This window comes from Bordetella genomosp. 1, assembly GCF_002261335.1.
GTDB lineage: Bacteria > Pseudomonadota > Gammaproteobacteria > Burkholderiales > Burkholderiaceae_B > Bordetella.
The window spans coordinates 1,539,552-1,565,430 of sequence record NZ_NEVL01000003.1; the positions used below are offsets into that span (position 1 = coordinate 1,539,552).

The window sequence follows — 25,879 nt, forward strand, 5'->3', positions numbered from 1 at the left end:
CCGATGCGGGCCACGCCGGGTCTCAATCCAGGCCGTGGAACACCGAGTCGTCCGGACCGATGTGCGACGGATGCTTCCACGTCACGTCGCGCATGGAGTGCTGCACCAGGCCCTCGACACCGAGCAGCACGGCGAAGATGGCCATGCGGATGGGGATGCCGTTGTCGGTCTGGCGGAAGATCGCCAGGCGCGGATCGTGGTTGAGATCGTTGCTCAGGTCGTTGGCGCCGGGGCGGCTGTCGCGCGGCAGCGGGTGCATCACGATGGTGTCCGGGCCGCAGTACGTATCGATGATGGCGCGGCTCACCTGGAAGTCCGCCGTGTAGCCCTCGGCGCTTTCCTCGTTGGCGAAGCGCTCCTTCTGCACGCGGGTGGCGTAGATCACGTCGGCGCCCGGCAGGCCTTCGGCCAGCGAACCCTTCTGCTCGATCACGTTGCCGTTGCGCGCGGCCTGCTCGACGATGTATTGCGGCATCTCCAGGCCCGGCGGCGAGATGAGCGTGAACTTCACGCCCTTGTAGAGCGCCAGCAGCTTGATCAGCGAGTGCACGGTGCGGCCGTACTTCAGGTCGCCCACCATCGCGATGTGCGCGCCGTCCAGCAGCTTGCCCAGGCGCGAGAACTCGGTGAGGATGGTGTAGAGATCCAGCAGGGCCTGGCTCGGGTGCTCGCCCGGGCCGTCGCCGCCGTTGACCACGGGGATGTTGGTGGCGGCCGCGAACTCGGCCACCGAGCCCTGGTCCGGATGGCGGATCACCATCGCATCCACGTAACCCGACATCACGCGGCTGGTGTCATAGATCGACTCGCCCTTGGCCATCGACGAGAACGTAAAGCCCGTGGTGTCGCACACCGAACCGCCAAGCCGGCAGAACGCCGAGCCGAAGCTCACGCGCGTGCGGGTGCTGGCCTCGAAAAACAGATTGCCCAGCACCGCGCCCTCGAGCACGCGCGAGACCTTCTGGCGCCGCGCGATGGGCTGCATCATGTCGGCCACGCGGAACAGGTCTTCGACCGACTCGCGCGTGAACTGATCGACCGACAGCAGTTGCGGCTTGCCGTCCACGGCGATGCGATCCCGCAGCGGGCCCACCTGTGCGCTTTGCGTATATTTCTCGAGCAGATCGCGGTTTTGCACGATCTCGCTCACGAAGCGCTCCACCACTTCCGGCATCGCGCGGAACTCCTGCGAGCCCTCCGGCAGCAGCCAGGTATCCAGGGCGCGCCGCTTCACACCGATGCGGGCGGCGAAAACGTCACGAGTGAGGTTCAGGCGGCGCATGGCGTCGCGCAGGAAGGCTTGCTGGGAGATGGACATGAAGGCCTCGGCGGTGGGTAGCGAAATATACGCAATGCGCATATTAATCACCGAGCCTCGGCAAGTCCAGCGGAAATCGGGGGTTTACCCAGGGGACGGAACGCCTCAGGCCCGGCTTGCGTATACGGTGTCGGTGGCGTCCGAATCGTCCACGGGCGCCCCCGTTGCCGTCCAGCAACCCGCGCCGAAGGCGAGCAGCGCGGCAATGTAGCAGAAAAGCATCAGGATCAGGGCCGGCCAGAACAGCCGGCCGCGGCGCAGCGCCGGTCCGCGTCGCGTGACCTGACGGGCCGCGAGCGCCGCGAACAGGGCCGTGAGGCCGCTGGCGGCAAAGCCCAGCAGGAAAGCAGACAGCGGCAGACTCAGGTCGGGCGGCGCGTAATCGCCCCCCACGATGCCGAGCGAGAACGCGGCCAGCAGCAGCGCCGCCCCGCCATTGAGCCAGGTCAGCGTGCGGGCCGCGCCCGCCACCAGCAGAAAGCCGCGGCCCTGGCCGCGATCGTCGGCATCCGCCATGGTTCGTATCAGTTGAGCGGGCGGCACACGGGCGTGGCCGTCTCGATCGATTTGCGTGCGGCCGCGATCTCGGCGCTGTCCCAGATGCCTTCATTGAGCACCGACACCGTCACGCGCGACCAGCCCGGCTTTTCGCTCGGCAGCGTCTGGATGATCTCCAGGATCTTGGCGCGCTCGGTGCTGCGATAGACGATGACCTCGTTCGGATCGCCCTTCTCGCCTTCGGCCCGGCCGTAGTTGTAGGTCGCGCCATAGGGATGCGCGCGTTGCTCGTGGCAGACACGGGCGTATTCCGTGGCTCGGCGATAGGAGGCCTGGAAGTCGGCATTGACCTCGAAGGTTTCCTTGATGCCGGGATTCTCGCGCAGGCCCGTGCTCGCGCATCCCGCCAAGGCGGTCAGTGCCACCGCCGCCAACAACACCACCTGCTTGCGCATACCCGCTCCTGCAATCCGAACTCAACGCCGCGATTATGCATCAAGCAGGACGCGTCGCGGCGAGCCAGCAAAAAGGCCGATGGCCTCGCGCGTGTGCACGCGCGGTCCATCGGCCTGTACCAAAGCTCCGCTGGGCGGATTATCGGTTCGCGGCTCCCTGGATCTTCTCTCCACCACGCTCGATGTCCTTGCCCGCACCGGAGACGGTGTTGCAACCTGCGGTGACAGCGGCCACGGCCAGCATCAAAACCAGAAAGACTCGATTCTTCATGAAGCATCTCCTATCAGGGAAACGTCTAAACGTCTGCGGAAGTCTCCGGGGCGCCCGATCGGGCATCCGGACAAACCCAGAATACATGAGTCCGCCAACTGTGGCACATGCCCGCAACAAAAAACATAAAATGCTGCGCCATGAAACTATATGCTGTTGCATTACTGGCCGGCCTGATCCTGGCGGCCCCGGCTGACGCCGAACTGGTCACTCGTCCCGATGCGGTAGGCCCGCGGGATTTTCGCAATGCCAAGAAGGTGCTGCCGCGTGTCTATCGCGGCCTCGAAGAAGACTTCTATTGCGGCTGCCCGTACACGGGCAAGGAAATGGACCTGAAGCGCTGCGGCTACCAGCCGCGCAAACAGCTCGCGCGCGCCGAGCGGCTCGAATGGGAACACGTGGTGCCCGCCTGGGTGCTGGGGCACCAGCGCATGTGCTGGCAGGAAAAGGTGAAGGGCAAATCGGGCGGCCGCAAGAATTGCACCGACAACGATCCGGTGTTCGCGCGCGCCGAGGGCGACCTCATCAATCTCGTGCCCTCGGTCGGCGAGGTCAACGGCGACCGCCAGAATTTCCGTTTTTCGATCTGGACCGACAAGCCCACGCCGATGTATGGCCAGTGCCAGACGGTGGTGGATTTCAAGGAACGCCGGGTGCAGCCGCGCCAGGAAGTGCGCGGCCGGATCGCGCGCATCCAGTTCTACATGGCGACGCGCTACGACCTGAGTCTGTCGCGCGAGGACAAGCGCATTTTCTGTGCGTGGGCCCGCGCCTATCCGGTCGATGCCTGGGAACGGCAACGCGACCAGCGCATCGCGCAGATCCAGGGCAATGGCAATCCGTATGTCAGCGACGCCCAGGCCGTCAGCAAGGTGTGCGGCTGAGGCCGGCTCGGCGCTGCGCGCCGCTCATGTTTTGAGCAGCGGAGGCAAGCCCTTGAGTTGCAAGGTGAATTCGAGAGTATTCCAGTGATGTTGCGGCGGTTTTCCACAAGAGTTGTGGGTAACCGTCGCAACATCCGGAAGGTCAGGCGGCGACCATGGCGCGCATCGGGCCCGCCCAGGGCACCGCGTCGAGCTGCAGCCGGGTTTCCTGGAAACCGGTGGCGCCGTTGAGCAGATGTTCGCGCACCGCCTGCCCCATGGCACGCCGGCACAGGGTCTCGACGTCATCGGGCATCGACTGGAACACGCTGTCGGGGATCCGCAAGCGCAGTTGCGCTTCGGACTTGCCGTTGTCTTCGAGACGGCCGATGTGGATGTGCGCCGGATAACCATGGGGGCACCAGATGCCGATCAGGTACTGACCGTCGGTGCCGGTGTCCGCGACAAATCCCGGGTGATCGTATTTCGCTGTGCCCATGCATGACTCCTGTGTTGCCGAGCGATATCGGGGTTTGCTTCCTGGACGATGGTAGCCCAAGCCGGACGCGACGGGAAACCGGATAAACCTGCAGTTTTTTGCGCTGCCGCATGGCGCGGCCGCATGGCGCGGCCGATCAGGCCGGGTGCCAGGCGGCAGCGCCGGCGCTCGCGCGCCTCAGGAACTCGCCACCTCGACACGCAGCACCACGCCGGACGGACCGTCGAGCACCCAGATGCCGGGCGCGGGCGGCGTCCAGGTCACTACAGAGCGTTGGCCCGGCGCCACACGCACCGTGTCGACGGCATGCCGCGCCGCGGCCGGGATCGCGCCGCCGTCGCGCTCGCTTTCCTCGAGCAGCCCGTCGGAGAGATGGAACGCCAACGTGCCCACCGTCTGCGTGCCGAGCAAGCGCAACCGCAGCGTCTCGCCGACGTGCATGTGCAGGGTGTCGGCGGCCTGCCGCCCATTGACGACGATCAGGTTGGGCGCGATCCCTGCCATGCCCCCGGCAGGGAAACTCAGGCCGCCGCTGCGCACCCAGGCATCGGGCTGGATCAGGTAATCCTGCTGTGCCGGCGCGTCGGCCGTTGCGGGGTCGACGATCAGCGCGCCGTGCAGGCCCAGCGCCTGGCCCCGGCTCACCCCCACGGCGGGCCGATAGAAACCCGTGCCGGGCCGGCTCGCGGTGAACTCGTAGGAGCGCGAGCCGCCGGGCGCAATCGTGGCCGGCGCGCGGCCGGCGTCGAGCATGCCGGGCGCATACAGGCCGGTGCGCTCGGGCAGGCCGTTGAACACGTCGATGCGCACGTGATCGCCCTGCCGCACGTGGATGCGCGGACCCGGCACCCGGCCGTTGTAGGCGTAGGCCTCGACGGCGACGCCGGGGCGCACCGTCCAGCGCACCACCGAGGCCGTGAGCTCGAAGACCTTCACGCCGTTTTCGATGCGGAACGGCAGCGCATGGTCGCCCCGCCCTTCCGCCTCCGGGTCTTGCGTGGCGAGCCGGGGGTCGATGGCGGCCATCGCCCGCATCGCCGCCGCGCTGGTGTCGCGACTGCCCGCCATGCCCGCCGGCATGATGAGGCCGCCCACGTCGTCGGCCGACAGCGAAAGATTCAACCAGTTGGCCGGCACGATCAGGCCGAGCAACAACGCGACGATTGAGAAGGCGCTCACCGCACCGACCTGAGCGCGCGTGGCGTCGGAGGCCATGCCATGTCCGGCGTGCCCGCCGTGGCCGGCGCCATGGGCACGAGGCGGCGTGCCGGGCGTCGATGCGCCGGGCGTCGATGCGCCGGGCGCCGTCGCGCCAGGTGCCGCATCGTTGGCCGCCTCCGCGTGCGCGTGCGCCTCGGTGCCCTCGTGCGCTTCGTGGACCTCGTGGACGCCGTGGCCGGTGGCGTGCGCAGCGGCGTGTGCAGTGGCGACAGCGGCGCCCGCGGCGACCCGCTCGTGTGCGGCCGCGGCGGGCGGGCGGACCGTCATGAGCCCGTGCTTGAGCCCGCGTGCCACCAGCCAGACGTTGCACGGATAGGTGAGCACGAACCCCGCGGTCACGCCGATCGACATCACGCCCCAGAACAGCAGCTCGGTCGGCACCATTGCCCGCATGTCGCCGCCCATCATCAGAAACACCATCACCGGCGCCATCCCGGCCAGCATGAAGTTCATCGAGATGAACTCCGGCAGGAAGCTCTTGCGCACGTTCTCCCAATAGGTGCCGCCCATCAGGGACTTCATGAAGAGCGACTGGAAAATGAACCAGCCGAAGGCAAAGCCCACCAGGTACTCGAGGATCAGGTCCAGCCACATCGGCAGGCCGAGCAGCGCGGTGATCACTGCCACCAGGATGATGCCGGTGGCGTCGCCCGCGACGCAGTGGATGGTGGATCCGATGCCCTGTTTCCAGAGCGGCCGGATGAAGGCCTCGTGCTCGCCCGGCCGCGGTTCCTTGTCGGCCAGCACATAGAGCAGCAGACCGAGCGGCCCCATGTAGAGCGTGACGAGGATGAAGCCCCACTTCATCACGACCGGCTCGGGGTTGTTGCGATACTGGTCGATCCCGACGTAGAGGGTGGACAGGCCGGCCAGCACGAACCAGACGGCAAGGAAGTAATCGACGGGCTGCACGAACATGATGGAATCCTCGGCGGGGAGCCGTCGGAGCCAAACGGGGCCGGCCGTGGCGCAGGGCCCGGCGCGAGGCGGCAACCTCGCGCGCCGCCTGCGCGATCCCGCGGCCCGCGCGGGCTCAGTCGGGCAGTTTGGTGTTGGTGTAGCCGGCGGCGCTGATGGCGGCGCGTATCATTTCTTCGTCGGCGTCGGTATCCACGATGACCGTGCGCGCCGGCACGTCGACATGCACGTTGGCGTCGGGGTCGACCGCCAGCACGGCGCGGTCGATGGTGCCGGCGCAATGGCCGCAGGTGATCTGGGGAACACTGAGTTTGAGCATGGCTCGCCTCCGGAAGGGTTGGGAAGCCTGTATGGTGCAGGCCCTCCCGCATGGCAACGCCAGCCGTCGCGAGACAATCAGACCCGTCCTAAATCCACGCGCGCCTCACCCGGGCGACGCCGCTTGACCTTCCAGTGATGGGAAGGTCTATCTTGGCCTCATTCCCTCAGAAAGGAGCCGCATCATGGGCCGCTCATCCCCGCCGCAAGCCCCCTCCGCCGCCGCATCCCTGCCCGTCGCCCATCAGCTCGCCGTCGAAGGCATGACGTGCGCCTCCTGCGTGCGCCGCGTCGAGAAGGCCGTGGCCGCCGTCCCCGGCGTGGCGCGCGCCAGCGTCAACCTCGCCACCGAACGCGTCGACGTGGAATTCGCGGGCACGCCCGACTTCGGCCCGGTGCAGGCCGCGATCGCCGACGCGGGCTATGCCGTGCGCGAAGACACGGTGGAGCTGGCCATCGAGGGCATGACCTGCGCGTCCTGCGTTGCCCGCATCGAACGCGCCCTGCGCGCCGTGCCCGGCGTGCTCGAGGCCACGGTCAACCTCGCCACCGAACGCGCGACGGTGCGCCGGATGAGCGGCGCGGCCGATGACGCCGCGTTGCGCCAGGCCGTGGCCGACGCGGGCTACGAGGCACGCATCGCCACCGAGGGCGACACGCCGGACCAGGCCAGCGCGGCGCGCGACGCCGAGATCCGCAAGCTCGGCCGCTCGTTGTCGATCGCGGCGGTGCTGACGCTGCCGGTCTTCATCGTGGAGATGGGCTCGCACCTGATCCCGGCCTTCCACCGCTGGGTCATGGCGACCATGAGCGGCTGGAACTGGCAGGCGCAATTCGTCCTGACCACGCTGGTGCTGTTCGGCCCGGGCTGGCGCTTCTTCCGCCGCGGCATCCCCGCGCTGCTCAAGGGCGCGCCCGACATGAACGCGCTGGTCGCGCTCGGCTCCGGCGCGGCGTGGACCTACTCCCTCGTCGCCACCTTCCTGCCCGGCCTGCTGCCCGCCGGCACGGCCAACGTCTACTACGAGGCCGCCGCGGTGATCGTGACCCTGATCCTGCTCGGCCGCTACCTCGAGGCGCGCGCCAAAGGCCGCACCGGCGAGGCGATCAAGAAGCTGATGGGCCTGCAGGCCAAGACGGCGCGCGTGCTGCGCGACGGCGTCGCCCACGAGGTGCCGCTCGGCGAGGTGCGCGCGGGCGACCTGGTGCAGGTGCGTCCCGGCGAGCGCATCGCCGTCGACGGCGAAGTGACCGAAGGCGGGTCGTACGTCGACGAGGCCATGATCACCGGCGAGCCGATCCCCGTGGAGAAACGCGCGGGCGACGACGTGGTGGGCGGCACGCTCAACAAGACCGGCAGCTTCACGTTCCGCGCCACCAAGGTCGGCTCGGCCACGCTGCTGGCGCAGATCATCCGCATGGTCGAACAGGCCCAAGGCGCCAAGCTGCCGATCCAGGCCATGGTCGACAAGGTCACCGCCTGGTTCGTGCCGGCCGTCATCGCGGCGGCCGTCCTCACCTTCCTGGTCTGGCTGTTCGTGGGTCCGGACCCCGCGCTGGTGTTCGCGCTGGTCAATGGCGTCGCGGTGCTCATCATCGCCTGCCCGTGCGCGATGGGCCTGGCCACGCCGACCTCGATCATGGTCGGCACCGGCCGCGCGGCCGAGCTGGGCGTGCTGTTCCGCAAGGGCGACGCGCTGCAGACCCTGCGCGACGCCTCGGTGATCGCCATCGACAAGACCGGCACCCTGACCGAGGGCCGGCCCGAGCTGACCGATTTCCTGGTGCTCGAAGGCTTCGACGAGCGCACGGTGCTGCAACAGGTGGCCGCCGTCGAGGCGCGCTCGGAACACCCGGTGGCCGAGGCCATCGCCCGCGCCGCCGAGCAGCGCGGCCTTGCCCTGCTGGCCGCCGCCGACTTCGAGGCGATTCCCGGATTCGGTGTGCGCGCAACGGTATCGGAGCAGCGCGTGGACGTGGGCGCCGACCGCTACATGCGCCAGCTGGGCCTGGACATCGGCGTGTTCGGCGCGACCGCCGCGCGTCTGGCGGACCAGGGCCGCACGCCGCTCTACGCGGCGGTGGGCGGCCGGCTCGCCGCCATCATCGCGGTGGCCGATCCGATCAAGGCCAGCACGCCGGCGGCGATCGCCGCGTTCCATGCGCTGGGGCTGAAGGTGGCGATGGTCACGGGCGACAACACCCGTACGGCCCAGGCCATCGCGCGCGAGCTCGGCATCGACCTGGTGATGGCCGAGGTGCTGCCCGACGGCAAGGTCGAAGCGGTCAGGCAACTGGCGATGGGTGGCGCCCGCGTGGCCTTCGTCGGCGACGGCATCAACGACGCGCCGGCACTGGCCGCCGCGGACGTGGGCATCGCGATCGGCACGGGCACCGACATCGCCATCGAGAGTGCCGACGTGGTGTTGATGTCGGGCGAACTCACCGGCGTGGCCAACGCCATCGCGCTGTCGCGCGCCACGCTGCGCAACATCCGCCAGAACCTGTTCTGGGCGTTTGCCTACAACGTCGCGCTGATACCGGTGGCCGCCGGCGTGCTGTATCCGGTCAACGGCACCCTCCTCTCGCCGATGCTGGCCGCGGGCGCCATGGCGTTCTCGAGCGTGTTCGTGCTGAGCAATGCCTTGCGCCTGAAGCGCTTCAGCGCACCGATCCAGCCCGGACAGCCCGCCGTGCCCGCCCGGCTGGCCACCGCCCGCTGATCCCGACGGTGCCGGCGAGCAGAGCCGCCGGCACCGCGCCGGCCGGAGACCCACCATGACCGCGCACACCATCGAGATCTACACCACGCCCGACTGCCCCGATTGCCATGCGCTCAAGGCCTGGCTGACGGCGCAGGGCGTGCCGTTCATCGAACACGACCTGACCCAGCCGGCAGTGGCCGACGAGGCGCGCCGGCGCACCGGCATGCGCGTGGCGCCGCTCACCTTGATCGACGGTCAGGTCTTCTACGGCGTGTTTTCCGAGCAGCAGCCGCGCATCGCGGCGCTGCTGGGGCTCACGTAGCGCTGCGGCGCACGGCCGGCAGGGCCGCGGCCGGCGGCCCTGCCCTCAACGCGCCAGCCGTTGCGCGCGCAACCGCGCCATGCGGCGCAAGGCCGGCTCGAAGTAGGTCTTGCACAGCGGGTAGTTTTCGGAGATCGGGAAGTGGCCGATGCCGGCCATCCGGCCGCCCTCGGCGCCCGGAATCCGGGCCAGCGTGGCCTCGGTTTCTTCCGGCGAGCAGGCGAAGTCGTATTCGCCCGTGAGCAGCGTCACGGGGCAGGCCCGGGTATCGATCTCGTGTTCGTGCCCGCGCAGGTCGAAGCTGTCGCTGTAGAAGTATGTGTCGCCGCGATAGATGCCGGGACCGCCCTGGCTGTAGATCCACCAGACCTCCCTGCGCGCCGCCTCCGGCCCCTGCGGCGCCATCAACGCCGCGGTCCAGCTCGGCACCACCTGGTTGGCATTGACGTCGGGGGCCAGCGGCCAATCCTGGAAGCGGCCCTCGACCTTGGCCGCCCCCGAGAAGCCGATCACGCCGCCCAGCCGGTCGGCGTGGCTGCGCGCGAGCTCCAGCACGACCGACCCGCCCATCGAGCAGCCCATCACGATGGGCCGCTCGAGCGCGAGCGCCTCGATCACCGCCATGATGGTGGCGGTGTAACGCTCGACCGTGAGCAGGTATTCCTCCTGCCACCAGCCTGCGGGCGGCAACGACTTGCCATGCCAGGGCAGGTCGAACGCCACGATGCGAAAGTCGGCCAGCAGCTCGGGATCGTTCTGCAGATGGCGGTATTGCCGCGCATCCGCGCCCGCAGTGTGCAGGCACACCACCGGGGCGCCGTCGCCGGAGGTTTCGACATAGATCCGCTGCGCCCTGCCCTGCACTTCGAGCGGGTAGTAGCGGCCAACGATGGGTTCGGGCGCGATGGTCATGCAACCTCCGGGGCCAGGGCGGCCGGATAGGCGCAGGCCCGGGCCAGCTCGAAAACCCGGGTCAGCACGCGCAGATGGCGGATGTAGGCGGGCCGACCGTGGGCGATGCTGAAATCGCTGCGGCGACGCTCCATGCCGAGGAAATGCTGATTCGGCGGGAACGGCACCGGCGCGAGAAATGCCGCCCACGCCACCGCCGGCGCCGAGAACACCATGGCCGCGCGCGCCTTGCCGTAGAGCGGACTGAGCACGCCCGCCTCCAGGCGATAGGCCGCGGCCAGCTTGCCCGACACGATCTCGAACGAGGTCTCGGTGTAGCGCCCGATCAGGCGCGCCTCGGGATCGGCGTTCACCTGGTGCAGCCAGGCGGCTTCATCCACCATGCCTTGCCACATGGTCAGCTCCCGAGCGTCTGGCCGAGAAAGGCCTCGTCGTCGAGCGCGGCCACCAGCGACACCAGCGCGCCCAGATAACTGTAGTGGCGCATGCCCATGCACATGCCCGTGGCCGAACGGGTGAAGTTCGACTCCCAGGGGCCGCCCGGCAGGCCGCGGCCGGACCAGGGCGGCGCCGAGATGTTGGAGAAATGCACCTCGACCCAGGGCTTGCCGGTTTCCTCGAGCGCGTGGCGCGTGGCCTCGCCCGTGCGGGTCAGGCCCGCGGGGTTGACGATGTAGCCGTCGACCTGCGCGGCGCTCTCGTGCAGCGCGTCGAGAATGCTGCCCTCGTGGTTGTCTGCGATGGCCGTGAACGACACGCCCAGGCCCTCGCACATTTCTCCCATCCACTGATGCAGGGCGTCGATGGAGGCGATCGGCCCATAGACGCGCTTGTTGCGGGCGCCGAGATTCGGCATGTTGGGCCCGTCGATCAACATGATCCGGTGCGTGCGGTCGCCCTGGCGCAGCCAATGCAGGTGCTGATTGCTCATGATGTGGTTCCTCGTGGAAAGCGCGGGGCGCCGCGCGTCGGCGCCCCGTCGTGGGTCAGGCCGGCGTGATGCCGGCGGCGTGATGCGCGCGCTCCAGGCGCAGCAGCGAAACGGCGATCAGGGCCGCGATGAAGAAGCTCAGGCTCAGCACCAGCAGCCCTTGCGCGTCGCCGCCCGTGCTCTGGCGGATGAGGCCGAGCACGTAGGGGCCGATGAAGCCGCCGATGCCGCCGACGGAATTCACGAAGGCCAGCGCGATGGCGTTGCGCGTGCCGTTGAACTCGTGCGACACCACGGCGTAGAGCAGCGGCACGGCGGACTGGATCACGGCGCCCATGCTCAGCCCCACCAGCGCGACGAACGCGCTCTCGGCCTGGCTGGAGATCAGCATGCCCACGCCGCAGAAAGCCAGCACGAAGATCAGCGCGGGCACGCGGCGCCCGGACCACGACACATAGCGGGAGGACACGAACAGCGCGATCGCCGACACGACCCACGGGATCGCCGACATCATGCCCGCGTCGATGTTGCTCAGCCCCATGCGGTGCTTGATGATCTGCGGCAGCCAGTAGATGACCGAGTAGAAGCCCAGCATCATGAAGATGAAGATGATGGAGAACAGCCATGCGCGCGGGCTCTTGAGCACTTCCATGAAGGCCGCGATGCCATGCTCGTCGGTCTGCTCGCCGTCGCGCCGCAGCATCTGGATCAGCGCGGTCTTCTCGGAGGGCTCGAGAAACTTCGCATCGGCCGGGCCCCGGCTGGTGACGACATACCAGATCACGCCCACGATCATGGTGATGGCGCCTTCGATGATGAAGACCCATTGCCAGCCGGACACGCCGAGCATGCCGTGCATGTAGAGGATGGTGGAGGTGAAGATGCTGCCGATCGCGAGCGACACCGGAATGCCGAGCTGGAACATCGAGAAGGCGCGCGCGAGGTGTTTGCGCGGCAGAAACAGGCTGATGTAGAACAGCACGCCCGGATAGAAGCCCGCCTCGGCGACGCCGAGCAGGAAGCGCATGACATACAGCGAGGTGGGCCCGCCCACCCAGGCCGTGGCCAGGCAGACCAGGCCCCACGTGACCATGATGCGGGCCAGCCAGATTCGCGCGCCGACGCGCCTGAGCGCGAAGTTGGACGGCACCTCGAACAGCACATAGCCGATGAAGAACAGGCCGGCCGACAGCCCGAACAGGGCGGGCGTGAGGCCGAGCGGCCCGGCCATCTCGGGCCCGGCGATCGCCAGGCTGGCGCGGTCGATGTATGAAACGAACAGCCCGATGATTGCGAGCGGCACGATGGCCCGGATGATCTTGTCGACGATGCGCGCTTCCTGCGCCATGGCGTAGGCGCTCTCGCCGCCGGTGTTGCCGGCGCTATTGCCGGACGCTGCGTTGGGTTGGGACACGTCTTCCTCCTTCAGGGGATCCTGCTGAGCCGTTGCCGCCGTGCGGAACGGCTTGTGGATGACTCGCCGGCCACGGAGAAAGCCGCGCGCCGCTCCGGCCATCCGGCTAGGGCTGGCCGCCGCGTGGCTGTGGACCACGGCGAACGAGGGGCGCGCACCGTGGTGCGGCGAGGCGCTGTCGGAGCGCGGCTTAAGAGGAACGACCTGGGAATGGCGGCGGCGGACGCGGCCGGGGTTGTGCCCCGGACGCGGCACCGCGCCGGGAATCCGCCGGATCGGGCGGGTTCGGAGAGGCAGGAGAGGTGCAGCGCTTCAACAGTGCCGGCACTGTAATGCCGCGATAGCGCGCGTCCGACGCGCAACGCGTGCTATCGGACCGATCTGCATCATGAAGGCAGGGAACGCGGCGATGCCCCGCAGACGGCGGCCGCGGATTTCAGCGATCGCGGGCGCGGTGCGGGGCGAAAAATGCGCTGCGGGCGCAGCGCGGTTGCGCCGGCGCGGCCGGTTGAGCGTGCGTGCGGGCGCGGCTCAATCGCCGCGCGTCACGCGCTCGACGGCAATCGCCAGGGCCAGCAGGCGCAGGTCCTGGCCCGGCAATCCGTCGAACTCGATGCCGACCGGCAGCTCGCCCGCGCCGACCGGGCATGGCAGGCTGATGCCCGGTGCGCCGAGGTTCGATGCCAGGTCGGTATTGCGGATGTAGGTGGGAAAGGTGGGCTGCGCGCCGCCGTTGACGAGCACCGTCTCGTCTTCTCCGATCGGCCGGGCAGTGATGGGCGTGGTCGGGAACACCAGCGCGTCGAGCCGGTGCGTCTCGAAGGCACGGGCGTAGAGACGGCGCATCGCCGGGCGGTGGACCTCGATGGCGGCCCGATAGACCTCGTCGCTGGTGGCATCGGGGCCGAGCTGGCTGCGCAGCGCACCCGCCACATCCGGCGAGCCGACGCCGGCGATCAGCGCGTCGAAGGTGACGCCGGGCGCGTGCTGCGCCAGATAGGCGGGCAGGTCGCGCATCACTTCGTGGAACACCACGGGAAAGCTGAAGGCATCGTCGTGGGTCCAGATCTCGCCCAGGTCGACCTCGACGATGCGCACGCCGGCTCGCGCCAGCGCGTCGATCCGCCCCTGCACCGCGTTCGCGACGGCCGGATCCAGATCGTCGAAGAACCGTGTGCGCGCCACGCCGAGCCTGATCCCTGGCAGGTCGAGCGCGGGCGCCGTCGCGCCCTCGCCGCTCAGGACGCGGTCGAGCAGGCAGATGTCGCGCACCGAGCGCGCGAACGGGCCCACCGTGTCGCGCGTATGGCTGATCGGGACCACGCCGCTTCCGTCATAGCGCCCCGTGGTGGGACGGTAGCCCACGATGCCGCACAGGGCCGCGGGAATCCGCGCCGAGCCGCCCGTGTCGGTGCCCAGGCCGGCCGGGAAAAGGCCGGCCGCGATGGCAGCCGCCGTGCCGCCCGAGGAACCGCCGGGAATCCGGCCGGGGTCGTGGGGATTGCGGATCGCGCCGGTGACGGCATTGTTGGAGGTCACGCCGAAGGCCAGCTCGTGCATGCCGGCCTTCGCGCCGACGACGGCGCCAGCGGCGCTGAGCGCCGCCACGGCAGCGGCGTCCGTCGCGGGCCGGTGCGCCAGCAGCGCTCGCGTGCCGGCGCTGGTGGGATAGCCGGTGGTGTTGATGTTGTCTTTCACGACCAGCGGCACGGCCGCCAGTGCGCCGGCGTAGCCCTGCCGCGCGGCGCTTTCCATGTCGAGACGCAGCCGCTCGGGCTCGAAATGCTGCAGGGCGTTCAGGTGGCGCTCGCGCGCGGCCGCGTCGATGACGTATTCGGCGTAGGCCGCGGGCGTCAGCGCCCCCGTGCGATAGGCATCGAGCAGCGCGGTGGCGTCGAGTTTGCCGGGATCCTGCATGGTGGAGCTCCCCTCCGATGGACATGCCAGCATGCTAGAAGCGCGCAGGCACCCGCGCCATCATCAAAAATGAGGAGGACGCGCACCGGCCAGCACGCCGGCGAGCTGCGCGCGCCGACGCACGCCGCACTTCTCGAATATCGCGCCGACGTGGGTGCGCAGCGTGGGCTTGGACATCACCAGCCGATCACAGATCTCCTGATCGGACAGGCCGAGCACGAGCAGATCCGCCACCTCGGCCTCGCGTCGCGTGAGGCCGTAGGCCGAAGGCCGCAGCGCGGACCGCGCCTGCGCGCGGCCCGGGGCGCGGGCACGGGCGAGCGCGTTCACGAGGCTGGGGCCGATGGCATCCACCAGCTGCACGTCGCGCGCACTGAAGTCGGGCCGGCCCGCGGCGCGCCAGATCCGCACGTCGCCGATATTCTCGCCCTGGTCATAGGCGAAGAAATTCAGGCCGTGCCAGAGGCCGTCGCGCTTGAGGAAATCGTTGAAGAACTCGGTGCGTTCGAGCTGCTTGTGCGCCATGATGGCGCTGACCGGCGTCGCGCGCCGGCGCCGTTGCAGGGCCGGCGTGATGGGATCGTGGAACTGGAAATAGGATTCGTAGCGGCGCAAATTGCTGTCGCTCATGTTGATCTGCACGCACGACACGAACCGGCGGGTCGGTGCATCCCACACATACGAGGCGAAGAAATCGGCCTCGAGCAACGTGAGCAGGGCGCGGCCGGCGCGCTCGCGCACCTCGGCGTCGCCGAGGCCGTCGCTGAGATCCCGCATCATCGAAAAGATCGCGCCGGTCTGGCTGCGGCTCAATTGCATGCCCTTCCCCTGGTGCTGCGAATGCGCGCGCCGCGCCTCGGCATCGTCCGGGCGCAGCGGGTGCGCGACGGCGATGGCTGGGAAAATTATGCCGCGCGGCGCCAGCGTTGCGCAGGGGCGATTTCCCGGAGGCGATCTGTACCGGAATGGGAAGGATCGAGAGCTTGCGAGCGAAACAGATGAACAGGCCTTGCGCGACGCCGCGCACAGCGGTGGCGCTCGCCTCATCGGGCAGGTGGCCTGCGGAAAGGATGCCGGGAAAAAAACAAGGCCCGGTAATTACCGGGCCCCGTCTGGCGCAAGTGATGCGCGTTTTCCTGATGCGCCGAAGTGCGTGGCACTTTGGCTTGATCGCCCTGCAGCTCGGCGGGCGATGGTGATGCAAAAACAGACTGCAAGCACACTTGAAACTGGTTGCGGGGGCAGGATTTGAACCTACGACCTTCGGGTTATGAGCCCGACGAGCTGCCAGACTGCTCCACCCCGCGTCTGATGAGATGAATCATAACCCATTTTTTGATTGCGTGCACGCAGAACCCGTAAAACCGTAATAAAACTGGTTGCGCATGCAAATAAACAAAGCGGGCCGGACCCTGCGCGATGACGGTGACGGGCCCCGACATCTCGACCAGGAAGTGCTCGCCTTCGGCCAGACGTTCAGGTGGCACCGACCACCCACCGCCGTACTCGCCCCGGTCCACGTGGGGCCGGATGATCTCGATGGCGCCGGCCAGGCAGATCACCCTGCTGCCCGCGCGCAGATAGTGACGATCGGCGGCGCCCGCGGCGAGCTGTTGCGGCCTTTCAATGGCTTCGAACAAGGGGGATGGCATGGCGTTTTCCGGCAGGTTTCGATACCTGTCAGCTTACGGAGACGCCCGCCTGCAAAACAGGCACACCGACGGACTATCTGTTGCGCAACACCGGCCATTCTCATGCTCTGTTATGGTGGTGTTTCCCGGAATCTGTGTCTGTCCGCCGTCCCGTTACCCCGGCATGATCGCCTCATGGATACGCAGCCGCTCTATCAACGCCTGGCCGATTACTACCGCCGTGCCATCCAGTCCGGCGCACTGGCGCCCGCCCAGCGCATGCCCTCGGTGCGCACGATGGTGCGCACCCACCACGTCAGCCTGACCACCGCGCTGCAGGTATGCCGCCGGCTGGAAGACGACGGGCTGGTGGAGGCACGGCCCCGCTCGGGTTACTTCGTGCGGCCGCCCGCCGGGCCGCGGCTCGCGCCGGTGCCCGACCCCGACATCGCGCGGCCCATCGACACCGCGCAATACGAAGGCATCCACGATCGCGTGTCGCGCTTCGTCACGCTGTGCGAGAGCGAGCCCTGCAGCGCGAACTTCGCGCTGGCCGCGGCGCCGCCGGCATCGTACCCGCATGCCGCGTTGCGCCAGAGCATGATGCGTGCGTTGCGCATGCATTCCGAGCAGATGGTGGGGCGCGCGCCGCCGCAGGGGCATCCGCAGTTCCGCGCGCTGCTGGCACGGCGCGCGCTGGATTGCGGCATCAATGCCGGAGCCGACGAGCTGCTCGTCACGCACGGCTGCATCGAGGCGCTCAACCTCGCGCTGCGCGCCGTGGCGCGGCCGGGCGACACGATCGCGGTCGAATCGCCGACCTACTTCGGCCTGCTGCAGATCATCGAGAGCCTGGGCATGCGCGCACTCGAGATCCCGACCAGCCCGCAGCGCGGCATATCGATCGAGGCGCTGGAGCTGGCGTTGCGCACGCAACCCGGCATCCGCGCCGTGGTGGTGGTGCCCAATCTGCAGAATCCGCTCGGCTGCATCATGGCCGACGAGGACAAGCAGCGGCTGCTCCGGCTCTGCCATGCGCAGCAGATCGCGCTCATCGAAGACGACACCTATGGCGCGCTGGCCGATGACGGCCCGGGCCTGGCGATCAAGCATTGGGACCGGCACGGCGACGTGATCTATTGCGCGTCGCTGCACAAGACGCTCGCGCCGGCCATGCGCCTGGGCTGGACGCTCGGCGGCCGCTGGCACGATCGGATGGCGATGTTCAAGTTCGCGCAGTCGCGGCCCAACGAGCCGATGGCGCAGATCGCGGTCGCCGATTACATGGCGACCAAGGCCTACGACCGTCACCTGGCGCGCCTGCGTCATCAGTTGCGCCAGCAACGGCTTTACGTGGCCGACGCCGTGGCGCGCCATTTCCCGGCGGGCACGCGCCTGGCGCAGCCGCCCGGCGGCATGCTGCTCTGGCTCGAGCTGCCCGAAGGCACGCCCGGCATGACGGTGTTCGAAGAGGCCCTGCGCGCGGGCATCCGCGTGGCCCCCGGCGCGATGTTCAGCAACTCCGCGCGCTACGACCATTTTCTGCGGCTGAGCTGCACCGAACCGGTGGGCGCGGCGACCGACGCGGCGGTGCGCCGGCTGGGCGAAATCGTGTCGGCGTGCGGCAAGTGAAAGGGCTGCGCATTGCTTGCGCAGCCCCCGGAAAAACCCTCATCCAGCTCAAATTAAAGCAAGCCCTTGATGAGGCTGGTTTTTTTGCGCCCGACCCGGCAAATATCCCAAGGGTTACCCACAAGTTCTGTGGATAACTTTAGCGCAGCCCGGCGGTCGGGCCGCCGCGGTCCGGCGCCTTACTTTAGCGCGGCCAGCACCGCGTCGCGCACGCTTTCGAAGCCCGCCACGTACTGCGGGTTTTCCGAGCGGGCCAACAGGCTGGAGTAGTTTTGCTCGAGCTGGGCCTCGATCGCTTCGCGCAGGCCCGGCGACGACTTCACCAGGTGCAGGGTGGACGCCAGCGTGGCGTTGAGCGCATCGATACGGCCGCCCTGATGCGAGACGGTGTGCACGATGACGGCGATCTGTTCTTGAATATCCATGGTGAACCTCGATAGCCCCGACGGGGCGTCAAACCTAGTCTGGCGCATCCTAGCATGTGGCGTTGACCCGGCCGCGGCGGCGGGCTACCGTGCGCCAGAGACTTCGACCACGCCCCCCGTCCTCATGCCCGCTCCCCTCGACGACATCGACCGCCGTCTGCTCAGCCTGCTGCAAACCAATGCGCGCGAAGCCACCGCCATCCTGGCGCGCAAGCTCGGCCTGGCGCGCAGCACCGTGGTCGCGCGCATCGCGCGGCTCGAACGCGACGGCGTGGTGGCGGGCTATGGGGTGCGGCTGGGCCGCCGGCTCGACGAGGCGGCGGTGCGCGCGTACTGCTTCATCAGCGTGCTGCCCAAGACGCCCGCGGCGGTGATCCGCGAGCTCGCCCGGCTGCCGGAGGTCGAAGAGGTGTCATCGGTCAGCGGCCCCTACGACTATCTCGTGTTCCTGCGTTGCGAAACGCACGAGCAGCTCGACGACCTGCTCGACCACATCGGCCTGCTCGACGGCGTCAAGCAGACCCAGACCTCCATCGTGCTGAGCCGCAAGCTCGACCGGCGCAATGCGCTGGGCGACTGAACCGCGGCACTTGTGCCGAAAGCCCGAATTGCTTTGTAATGGCGGTCTGGATCAACCGGCCGCCGCGCCGCCCCTCGGAATCGACATGCCCGCTCGCCTTGCCCTTCTCCTGCTGCCCCTCGCCCTGCTGACCGCCTGCGCCAGTTCGGGCGCCGTGAAGCAGCTCGACAAGGATCGCTACCAGGTCAGCTACAACGCCGGCATGAAGCCCATGACCTGGGTCGAGATCAAGAACGTCGCGCGCCAGCAGGCCGAGAACCACTGCGCCAGCATGGGGCTGCAGTATGCCCGCCCCGAGGTCACATCGAACAAGGCGACCGGCCTGCTGCCCAAGGAAGCCATCATCACGTTCAGCTGCGACGAGCCCAAGGCCGTCCCGCCCAAGAAGGGCTGAACGGCCCTGCCGCACGCGTTCAGCCGGCGCGCAGGCGCGCCTGCGTAACGCCGTGCGCGATGAGCCGCGCGGCCTCGGCCAGCAAGGCATTCTGCGCCTCGCGCGACGCCGGCGAACCGGTGAGATAGGCGGCCACCACCACCGGTGCGCCGCGCTGCGGCCACAGCACGCCGACGTCGTTGTTGGTGCCGTTGCCACCGGCGCCGGTCTTGTTGGCCACGACCCAATCTCCAGGCACCCCCGCCCGCAGCCGCGTGTCGCCGGTGCGGCAGCCACGCATCCAGGCCTGCACGCGCTCGCGCTGCGCGGGCGCCAGGCCATCGCCCAGCACGACCTTCTGCAGCAGCCGCTGCATGGCCAGCGGCGTGGTCGTGTCGCGTTCGTCGCCGGGCCGCGCCTCGTTCAGCGCCGGCTCGATGCGATCGAGCCGGGTGAGGTCATCCCCCATGGCGCGCGCAAACGCGGTGATGCCGGGCGGCCCGCCTATCGTCGACAGCAACAGGTTGCCCGCCGTGTTGTCGCTCCAGACCACGGCGGCTTCGCACAGCGCATCGAGCGTCATGCCGTCGGTGAGGTGCTGTTGCGTGACGGGTGAGTACGCAACCATATCGGGCGCGCCGTAGCGGATGCGGCGCTCCGGCAGGTCCTGCCCCTGCTGCACGCGGGCCTGCACGGCGGCGGCGGCCAGCCACTTGAAGGTGCTGCAAAGCGGGAATCGTTCGTCGGCGCGATAGGCCAGCGTGAACGGGCTGCCGGTGTCGAGCACCGCGATGCCCAGGCGGCCGCCATCGCGGGCTTCGAGGCGCGCCAGCTGGCGCGGTAGATCGGTGTCGGCGTCCGGGCTGTCGCGCATGCCCGCGCGCGCCGCGGGCAGGACGCCGCTTGCGAGCGCAGCGCCGACCAGTGCGGCCAGGCGCGCTCCAAAATTGCGGCGATTCATCGTCTCGTCCTTCGCGGGCGGTTGCGCCCGCAAACATCATGTCGGTGTCCGCCGGCCTCAGGGCGACAGCAGGACAAAATGCATGGTACTGCTAAAGCGCGCGCCCGGCGCCAGCACGCGCATGCCGGTATCGGCGACACCCGCGGCCGCCAGATTGAAGGCGTCGGCGACGTTGGTGACGGGCTCGACGCAGAGGAAAGACGCCCCCGGCGCGGAGTACACCACCAGGTGTTCGAAGGCCGGCTCGGCCTCGAGCGACAACCGATGCCCATCCGGCCATTCGAGCAGGGCGCGCCCGCCCCATTGCGACAGATAGGTGTCGCAGCCTTCCCTGGAGCAGGAGATGGCGTCGACGCGCGTGGCCACGCCCGCCTGCGGCAGGCCGTCGGCGCCGGCGGGCCAGTAGCGCCGCGCCTGCAGCTGCACCCGGCGCGCCGTGAAATAGGGGTGTACGCCGAAGCCGAACGGCATGTCGTGTTCGCCCTGGTTGTGCAGGGACAGCGTGAGCGCGAGGCCGCGCGCGCTCAGCCGGTAGTGCTGCACGCATTCGAACGCCGACGGCCAGCCCAGCACGCCTTGCGGCTGCGCCAGCACCAGCTCGACGCTATCGGCTTGCACATTGCGCGCCGTCCAGGCCGAATGCAGGCCGCTGCCATGCAGCGCGTGCGGGCGCCCCGGCAGCGATTCGAGCTGGTGACTGCGGCCCTCGAAGGTATAGCGGCCGTCGCGGATGCGATTGGAATAGGGCGCGAGCGGATAGGAGCCGGCGCGCGGCCAGCGCGTGGTCGGCCAGCCCGGCTCGGTGATGGGCACGACCCAGTCGTGCGTGCCCGTGCGCAGCGCGGTGAGGCGGCCGCCGCCGCCAGGCGAGAACTCGGCCTGGTGCGCCCCGGAGGCAATCGAAACCCGTTGCGTGGCATCGAGCCAGGGCACATTGGAGGGCGTGGCGGGCGTGGACATCGAACAGGGCTCCAGAAGACGGCCGCGGCCAGGTCGACCGGCAACCCGTCGATTGTGCCCTCCCCTCTGCTTGGTGACAACAGGACCGCCCGGCTATGCTTGGACGACTCAACCCTCAGGACGCGGCAATGAACCTTCGTTTGCGACATCTCGCCCTCGTTTTGTTGATGCTGGCGGCATCGGCCGTCACGGCCCCGGCTTCCGCCCAGGACACTCCCCTGCGCGGCTGCGCGGCCAAGAAGCAATCCATCGAACGCGAGCTGGCCTACGCGCGCGAGCACAACAACAGCAGCCGCGTGCGCGGCCTCGAACGCGCGCTGGCCGCCGCGAGCGATTGCGACGACGCCAAGCTCCAGCGCGAACGCGAAGACAAGATCCGCGATGCCGAGAAGAAAGTGAAGGAGCGCGAAGAGGAGCTCGCCGAAGAGAAGGCGGAGGGCAAGCGCAAAGATATCCAGAAGGCCGAGCGCAAGCTCAAGGAAGCCCAGGACGACCTGGCTGCGGCACGCGCCGAAATCTACCGCTGAGCGGCCCGGACCGCGCGCGCGGAATCGCGCGATAGCGTCGTGCGCGCCGGCGCTGACGCCTGGCGACTCAGGGGCCGGGTCGCCCCCCGGCGCCCGCCCCGCGGAAATTTGACGTTTATTCGATTCCCGGGCCACTAGCATGGCGGCGTTTCGTTCGATGCGCTCGTCATGTCCGCCACCCCGCTTCCCCGCCCCCTCCCCGCCTCCCGGTCCCTGGGATCGGGCTACGCACCCACCCATCTGGTCCTGATACCGGCGCTGCTCGCCCTGCTCGCGTTCGCCGTGCAGTTCAGCAGCGTCGATCTCGCGGTGACGCGGCACTTCTTCGACGCGGACGCGAACCGCTTTCCGCTGCAGGCGGTGGCGCTGATCGAAAACCTCGGTCATCAGGTGCTGCCCGTGCTGCCGGGTCTGGTCGCGGCCGTGGCCGTGGGCCTGCTGATCGCCAGTTACCGGGTCGAGTGGTTCCGTCCCTGGCGGGCCGCAGCCGCGTCCCTGCTGCTGGCCATGCTGCTTGCGCCGCTGACGATCGCGGTGCTCAAGCAGTTCACCGCCTTGCCGCGTCCCTACGCGCTGGCGATGTTTGGCGGCGGCCTGCCCTGGCCGACTACGTTCTGGGCCGGGGCGGGACAGCCGGCGGGCCATGCGCTGCCCAGCCACCACGCCGGATCCGGCTTTGCGGTGGGGCTGCTGTACTTCCTGGGATTGGCGATGCAGCGGCCGCGGCTGCGCTGGTGCGGCCTGGCCGCCGGCATGCTGTGCGGCGCCGCGTTTGCATGGGTCCGCATCGCGCAGGGCGCGCATTTCCTGAGCCAGACCTGTTGGTCGGCGCTGATCGTGTGGACGGTGGGCGCGCTCTGCTTCTGGCCCGTGATGCGCCGCCGTTGAGCCGGCCTGCTCGTAGCGGAATCGATGCGCGCGCAACCGCATGCGTCCGGTGAGGGTAAGCCTGGCTCCGGGATGGGCGAGTGAAGGGCCTGGATCACGTGAAGGCCTGGAAGCGAAAGCCCCGATTTATCGGTGCCCGGAAAAAGCGAAAGCCCCGATCTATCGGGGCCCGGAAAAAGCGAAAGCCCCGATTTATCGGGGCTTTGTGCTCTGCGGATCGCGCGTCGACCAGCGTGGCTGTTGCGGACCTGCGCCGCCATGAGAGCCGCGCCTGAGACAGGCGTTGCCAGCCCCCGCTTTCACGGCCGCCCGCATCGGTTGCGAGTGCAATGAGCATGAGTTCATGCTGCGCCCGCCGCGCACCCAAGTCAAGCGCATTTACAGATTGCCGCCACGCCCCCCCTGCCTCCGGCCACGGCAGGGTTGCCATTGATTGACAGCTATATAGTTCAAACCTAAATTAAACGCGCATCGAACCGGCGGCGGTTGGCGTGGCGCCGGGCGCGACACGACACTGACAATCATCCATCGGGAAAATCATGCAACACGAAGGCCCTGCCGTACCCTGGACCACCCCGGCCCGCACCACCTACATCGTGCTGGCCATCTGCGGGCTTGCCATTCTGTTCGAAGGCTACGACGTCGGCGTCATGGGCGCGGTGATGCCGGCATTGCTGGCGGACAAGGGCTGGAATCTCGGCGCGCTGCAGGCGGGCGTGCTCAGCAGCTATGCGCTGGCCGGGATGTTCGTGGGCTCGTTCGTGGTGGGCATGGCGAGCGATCTGCTCGGGCGCCGCCGCATGCTGCTGGGCTGCGTGACGCTGTTCTCGCTCACGATGCTGGGCGCCGGCTGGGCGCCGACGCCGGAGTGGTTCGCGGCCTTCCGCTTCGTGGGCGGGCTCGGGCTGGGCGGGGTGATCCCGGTGGCCGCTGCGCTCACCATCGAGTATTCGCCGCCCGCGCGGCGCGGCTTCAACTACGGCATCATGTATTCGGGCTACTCGCTGGGTATTCTGTGCTCGGCCGCGGTGGCCATGCAACTGCTGCCGCGGATCGGCTGGCGTGGCGTGATCGCGGTGGGCGCCCTGCCCTTGATCGCCGTGCCCTTCATGGCGCGCTTCCTGCCGGAATCGATCGAATACCTGCTCGCCAAGGGCCGCACCGCCGAGGCCGAGGCCCAGGCGCGCAAGCTCGGCATCGCTTCGCTGGCGGCGTTCGCGCCGCGCCAACGCGACGCCACCGCTGCATCCGCCACCTGGCGTGACATCATGCGCGCGATCTTCGCGCCCCGGCACCTGCGCGCCACGCTGTGCTTCTGGGGCGCGCTGTTTCTCGGCATGATGCTGGTCTATGGCCTGAACACCTGGCTGCCGCAGATCATGCGCAAGAACGGCTACGACCTCGGGTCCAGCATCTCGTTCCTGCTGGTTTTCAGCCTGGCCTCGGCCATCGGCGGCATCGTGCTCGGCCAGATCGCCGACAAGTCCGAGCCGCGCCGGATCGTGGCGCTGTTCTATCTGGTGGGCGGCGCGGGCATCTATTGCCTGACCTTCAACAACGGGCTGGCGCTCAACTACATGTTGGTGGCGCTCGCCGGCGTGGGCAGCATCTCCTCGTCGCTCATCCTCACGGGCTACCTCACCAACTACTACCCTTCGCACGCGCGCAGCGCCGCCACGGGCTGGGCCCTGAGCTTCGCCCGCGTGGGCGCGATGAGCGGCCCGGTGCTCGGCGGCTATCTCGCCAGCCTGCAGCTGCCGCTGGCCTGGAACTTCTTCACGTTCTCCGGCGCCGCAGTGCTCGCCGGCCTGTTCGTGCTGCTGATTCCGAAGCACTACCAGGGCGCGGCGCAGCCGGCGCCTTCGGCTACAAACGCCGCCCGGGCCGCAGCCCCGCGCTGAGCGCCTGCGCGCGCACGTGGGGCGGCTCGTCCGGGCCGTCCCGCCTGCCCTCGCACCGGCAAAACCGTTGCGCGCGCAATCATCGCCGCGGGCCGGCGATGCAACAAAATACGACATCAAAATGCCGCGACCGGTTGCGTATACACAACAAAAGCGGCGATTTATGGCGCATTTCGCGGCCTTTGGGGTGGGCCATCGGGGCCGTGTCTGTTGCAATAAGGCCTGCCCGCCGCCGGAGTCAGGCAACTTTGCGCCGCGGGCTCGATGTCCTCAATTCAAAAAACGGAGAATTACCTATGACCAAGACGCTGCTTGTTGCCGCCCTGATGGCAGGTTTCGCGGGTGTGGCTAACGCAGAATCGTCAGTCACTCTCTATGGTGTCATCGACACCGGTATTGGCTACAACAAGATCAAGGGCGGCGGCTTCGATGGCAGCCGCATCGGCACCATCAACGGCATCCAGGAAGGTTCGCGCTGGGGCGTGCGCGGCAGCGACGAGCTGGGCGACGGCCTGCGTGCACAGTTCGTGCTCGAAAGCGGCTTCGACTCCAGCAATGGCGGCCGCGGCCAGAATGGCCGTCTGTTCGGCCGTCAGGCCACGCTGGGCCTGGCCAACGACGCCTGGGGCGTGCTCGAGTTCGGCCGCCAGACCAACATGTCGTCGAAGTGGCTTGCCGACATCGATCCGTTCTACACCAGCTACACCCAGTCGAACATCGGCACCGGCTTCTCCTCGGCGAACACCGTGCGCTGGGACAACATGGTCATGTACCGCACCCCGACCGTGAACGGCTTCCAGCTGGGCGTGGGCTACGCGTTCAACGTGGACGACACGAACGGCGACCAGACCGGTTTCGGCACCGCCGACAACACCCGCGGCATCACCGCCGGCCTGCGCTACCTGAGCGGTCCGCTGAACGTGACGCTGACCTATGAGCAGCTCAACGGCAGCAACGCCAGCGCCCAGCCGGACGCCGACAGCGCCACGCCGCGCCAGTACGCGATCGGCGCGAGCTACGACTTCGAAGTGGTCAAGCTGGCGGCTGCCTACGCCCGCACGACCGACGGCTGGTTCGGTGGCCAGGACCTGCCCGCCGGCACGCCGCTGAGCGACCTGTTCGGCAACAACCGATTCGTGGACGGCTTCAAGGCCAACGCCTACATGGTCGGCGCGACCGTGCCGGTCGGCGGCGCCAGCAGCCTGTTCGGTTCGTGGCAGTTGATCGACCCGTCGAACGACCAGCTCACCGGCGGCGACGAGAAGATGAACGTCTGGAGCCTGGGCTACACCTACAACCTGTCCAAGCGCACCAACGTGTACACCTACGCCTCGTACGCCAAGGACTACGCCTTCATCGACGGCGTGAAGAGCACCGCGGTCGGCGCCGGCCTGGTGCATCGCTTCTGATCGGATTCGCACCCCGATGCGCGGACGGCC

At 68.6% G+C, this 25,879-nt stretch carries 26 protein-coding genes and 1 tRNA gene; 10 read left to right on the top strand and 17 right to left on the bottom strand.

Translation table 11 applies throughout. From position 1 onward, the window contains the following. Positions 1-22 precede the first annotated feature (22 nt). The 4 genes from CEG14_RS15325 to CEG14_RS15340 all read right to left on the bottom strand — a co-directional run bounded on the left by CEG14_RS15325 (position 23) and on the right by CEG14_RS15340 (position 2,515). Positions 23-1,318 (bottom strand): aspartate carbamoyltransferase, encoded by a 1,296-nt coding sequence (locus CEG14_RS15325; protein ID WP_094827571.1) that lies wholly within the window; start codon positions 1,316-1,318, stop codon positions 23-25. A gap of 105 nt (positions 1,319-1,423) precedes the next feature. After that, complete coding sequence (locus CEG14_RS15330; RefSeq protein WP_094827178.1) at positions 1,424-1,834, bottom strand: hypothetical protein; 411 nt, start codon at positions 1,832-1,834, stop codon at positions 1,424-1,426. A gap of 8 nt (positions 1,835-1,842) precedes the next feature. Then, positions 1,843-2,271, bottom strand: a complete 429-nt coding sequence (locus CEG14_RS15335) for a BPTD_2524 family lipoprotein (protein WP_094827179.1) — start codon at positions 2,269-2,271, stop codon at positions 1,843-1,845. Positions 2,272-2,410: 139 nt separating this feature from the next. After that, the gene (locus tag CEG14_RS15340) at positions 2,411-2,515 is read right to left on the bottom strand and encodes an entericidin A/B family lipoprotein (protein ID WP_373454205.1); all 105 of its coding nucleotides are present in this window, start codon (positions 2,513-2,515) and stop codon (positions 2,411-2,413) included. Positions 2,516-2,682: 167 nt separating this feature from the next. Here CEG14_RS15340 and CEG14_RS15345 point away from each other — a divergent pair, with 167 nt between their 5' ends. Beyond that, a complete protein-coding gene (locus CEG14_RS15345; RefSeq protein WP_094827181.1) occupies positions 2,683-3,426 on the top strand; it encodes an endonuclease in 744 nt (247 codons plus the stop codon). A gap of 142 nt (positions 3,427-3,568) precedes the next feature. On the opposite strand, the gene CEG14_RS15350 is transcribed toward CEG14_RS15345, so the two are convergent. From CEG14_RS15350 to CEG14_RS15360, 3 genes are all read right to left on the bottom strand, one after another. Next, positions 3,569-3,904, bottom strand: a complete 336-nt coding sequence (locus CEG14_RS15350) for a hypothetical protein (protein WP_094827182.1) — start codon at positions 3,902-3,904, stop codon at positions 3,569-3,571. 177 nt (positions 3,905-4,081) lie between these two features. Further along, entirely contained in the window at positions 4,082-6,043 is a 1,962-nt protein-coding gene (locus CEG14_RS15355) for a DUF4396 domain-containing protein (protein WP_094827183.1), read from the bottom strand. Between the two features lie 115 nt (positions 6,044-6,158). Continuing rightward, the gene (locus CEG14_RS15360) at positions 6,159-6,362 is read right to left on the bottom strand and encodes a heavy-metal-associated domain-containing protein (protein ID WP_094827184.1); all 204 of its coding nucleotides are present in this window, start codon (positions 6,360-6,362) and stop codon (positions 6,159-6,161) included. Positions 6,363-6,546: 184 nt separating this feature from the next. Here CEG14_RS15360 and CEG14_RS15365 point away from each other — a divergent pair, with 184 nt between their 5' ends. Then, entirely contained in the window at positions 6,547-9,084 is a 2,538-nt protein-coding gene (locus CEG14_RS15365; protein WP_094827185.1) for a heavy metal translocating P-type ATPase, read from the top strand. 55 nt (positions 9,085-9,139) lie between these two features. Then, positions 9,140-9,388: a glutaredoxin family protein gene (locus CEG14_RS15370; RefSeq protein ID WP_094827186.1), complete on the top strand. Its 249-nt coding sequence runs from the start codon at positions 9,140-9,142 to the stop codon at positions 9,386-9,388. Between the two features lie 45 nt (positions 9,389-9,433). On the opposite strand, the gene CEG14_RS15375 is transcribed toward CEG14_RS15370, so the two are convergent. The 7 genes from CEG14_RS15375 to CEG14_RS15405 all read right to left on the bottom strand — a co-directional run bounded on the left by CEG14_RS15375 (position 9,434) and on the right by CEG14_RS15405 (position 15,869). After that, positions 9,434-10,300 (bottom strand): alpha/beta fold hydrolase, encoded by an 867-nt coding sequence (locus CEG14_RS15375; RefSeq protein ID WP_094827187.1) that lies wholly within the window; start codon positions 10,298-10,300, stop codon positions 9,434-9,436. After that, entirely contained in the window at positions 10,297-10,695 is a 399-nt protein-coding gene (locus CEG14_RS15380; protein WP_094827188.1) for a hypothetical protein, read from the bottom strand. The genes CEG14_RS15375 and CEG14_RS15380 overlap by 4 nt, the downstream gene beginning before the upstream one ends. A 2-nt stretch (positions 10,696-10,697) precedes the next feature. Next, positions 10,698-11,231: a type II 3-dehydroquinate dehydratase gene (locus tag CEG14_RS15385; protein WP_094827189.1), complete on the bottom strand. Its 534-nt coding sequence runs from the start codon at positions 11,229-11,231 to the stop codon at positions 10,698-10,700. 55 nt (positions 11,232-11,286) lie between these two features. Further along, the gene (locus tag CEG14_RS15390) at positions 11,287-12,645 is read right to left on the bottom strand and encodes an MFS transporter (RefSeq protein WP_179280607.1); all 1,359 of its coding nucleotides are present in this window, start codon (positions 12,643-12,645) and stop codon (positions 11,287-11,289) included. 531 nt (positions 12,646-13,176) lie between these two features. Then, on the bottom strand, positions 13,177-14,562 hold the full coding sequence (gene iaaH, locus CEG14_RS15395) for an indoleacetamide hydrolase (protein ID WP_179280608.1): 1,386 nt from the start codon (positions 14,560-14,562) through the stop codon (positions 13,177-13,179). A gap of 63 nt (positions 14,563-14,625) precedes the next feature. After that, positions 14,626-15,381, bottom strand: a complete 756-nt coding sequence (locus tag CEG14_RS15400; RefSeq protein WP_218831330.1) for a helix-turn-helix transcriptional regulator — start codon at positions 15,379-15,381, stop codon at positions 14,626-14,628. 411 nt (positions 15,382-15,792) lie between these two features. Next, positions 15,793-15,869 (bottom strand) — tRNA-Met (locus tag CEG14_RS15405). Between the two features lie 519 nt (positions 15,870-16,388). Here CEG14_RS15405 and CEG14_RS15410 point away from each other — a divergent pair. Beyond that, on the top strand, positions 16,389-17,825 hold the full coding sequence (locus tag CEG14_RS15410) for an aminotransferase-like domain-containing protein (RefSeq protein ID WP_094827192.1): 1,437 nt from the start codon (positions 16,389-16,391) through the stop codon (positions 17,823-17,825). Between the two features lie 179 nt (positions 17,826-18,004). On the opposite strand, the gene CEG14_RS15415 is transcribed toward CEG14_RS15410, so the two are convergent. Next, positions 18,005-18,250, bottom strand: coding sequence for a hypothetical protein (locus CEG14_RS15415; protein WP_094827193.1), 246 nt, complete (start codon positions 18,248-18,250; stop codon positions 18,005-18,007). 124 nt (positions 18,251-18,374) lie between these two features. On the opposite strand from CEG14_RS15415, the gene CEG14_RS15420 reads away from it, so the two are divergent. Further along, a complete protein-coding gene (locus CEG14_RS15420; RefSeq protein ID WP_176461516.1) occupies positions 18,375-18,830 on the top strand; it encodes an Lrp/AsnC family transcriptional regulator in 456 nt (151 codons plus the stop codon). A gap of 85 nt (positions 18,831-18,915) precedes the next feature. Further along, entirely contained in the window at positions 18,916-19,224 is a 309-nt protein-coding gene (locus CEG14_RS15425; protein ID WP_094827195.1) for a hypothetical protein, read from the top strand. 19 nt (positions 19,225-19,243) lie between these two features. Here the strand turns inward: CEG14_RS15425 and bla are convergent, their stop codons facing one another. Both bla and CEG14_RS15435 read right to left on the bottom strand, forming a co-directional pair. Next, entirely contained in the window at positions 19,244-20,164 is a 921-nt protein-coding gene (bla, locus tag CEG14_RS15430) for a class A beta-lactamase (protein WP_094827196.1), read from the bottom strand. Positions 20,165-20,221: 57 nt separating this feature from the next. Then, on the bottom strand, positions 20,222-21,124 hold the full coding sequence (locus CEG14_RS15435) for an aldose epimerase family protein (RefSeq protein ID WP_094827197.1): 903 nt from the start codon (positions 21,122-21,124) through the stop codon (positions 20,222-20,224). Between the two features lie 128 nt (positions 21,125-21,252). Between CEG14_RS15435 and CEG14_RS15440 the strand changes: the two genes are divergently transcribed. From CEG14_RS15440 to CEG14_RS15455, 4 genes are all read left to right on the top strand, one after another. Further along, positions 21,253-21,651 (top strand): DUF1090 domain-containing protein, encoded by a 399-nt coding sequence (locus CEG14_RS15440; RefSeq protein ID WP_256985732.1) that lies wholly within the window; start codon positions 21,253-21,255, stop codon positions 21,649-21,651. Positions 21,652-21,819: 168 nt separating this feature from the next. After that, positions 21,820-22,539 carry a phosphatase PAP2 family protein gene (locus tag CEG14_RS15445; RefSeq protein WP_094827199.1) on the top strand — a complete coding sequence of 240 codons (720 nt, stop codon included), beginning with the start codon at positions 21,820-21,822 and terminating at the stop codon, positions 22,537-22,539. Between the two features lie 539 nt (positions 22,540-23,078). After that, positions 23,079-24,440 (top strand): MFS transporter, encoded by a 1,362-nt coding sequence (locus CEG14_RS15450; RefSeq protein WP_094827200.1) that lies wholly within the window; start codon positions 23,079-23,081, stop codon positions 24,438-24,440. A gap of 296 nt (positions 24,441-24,736) precedes the next feature. Continuing rightward, positions 24,737-25,849, top strand: coding sequence for a porin (locus CEG14_RS15455; protein WP_094827201.1), 1,113 nt, complete (start codon positions 24,737-24,739; stop codon positions 25,847-25,849). The last annotated feature ends 30 nt before the right edge of the window (positions 25,850-25,879 follow it).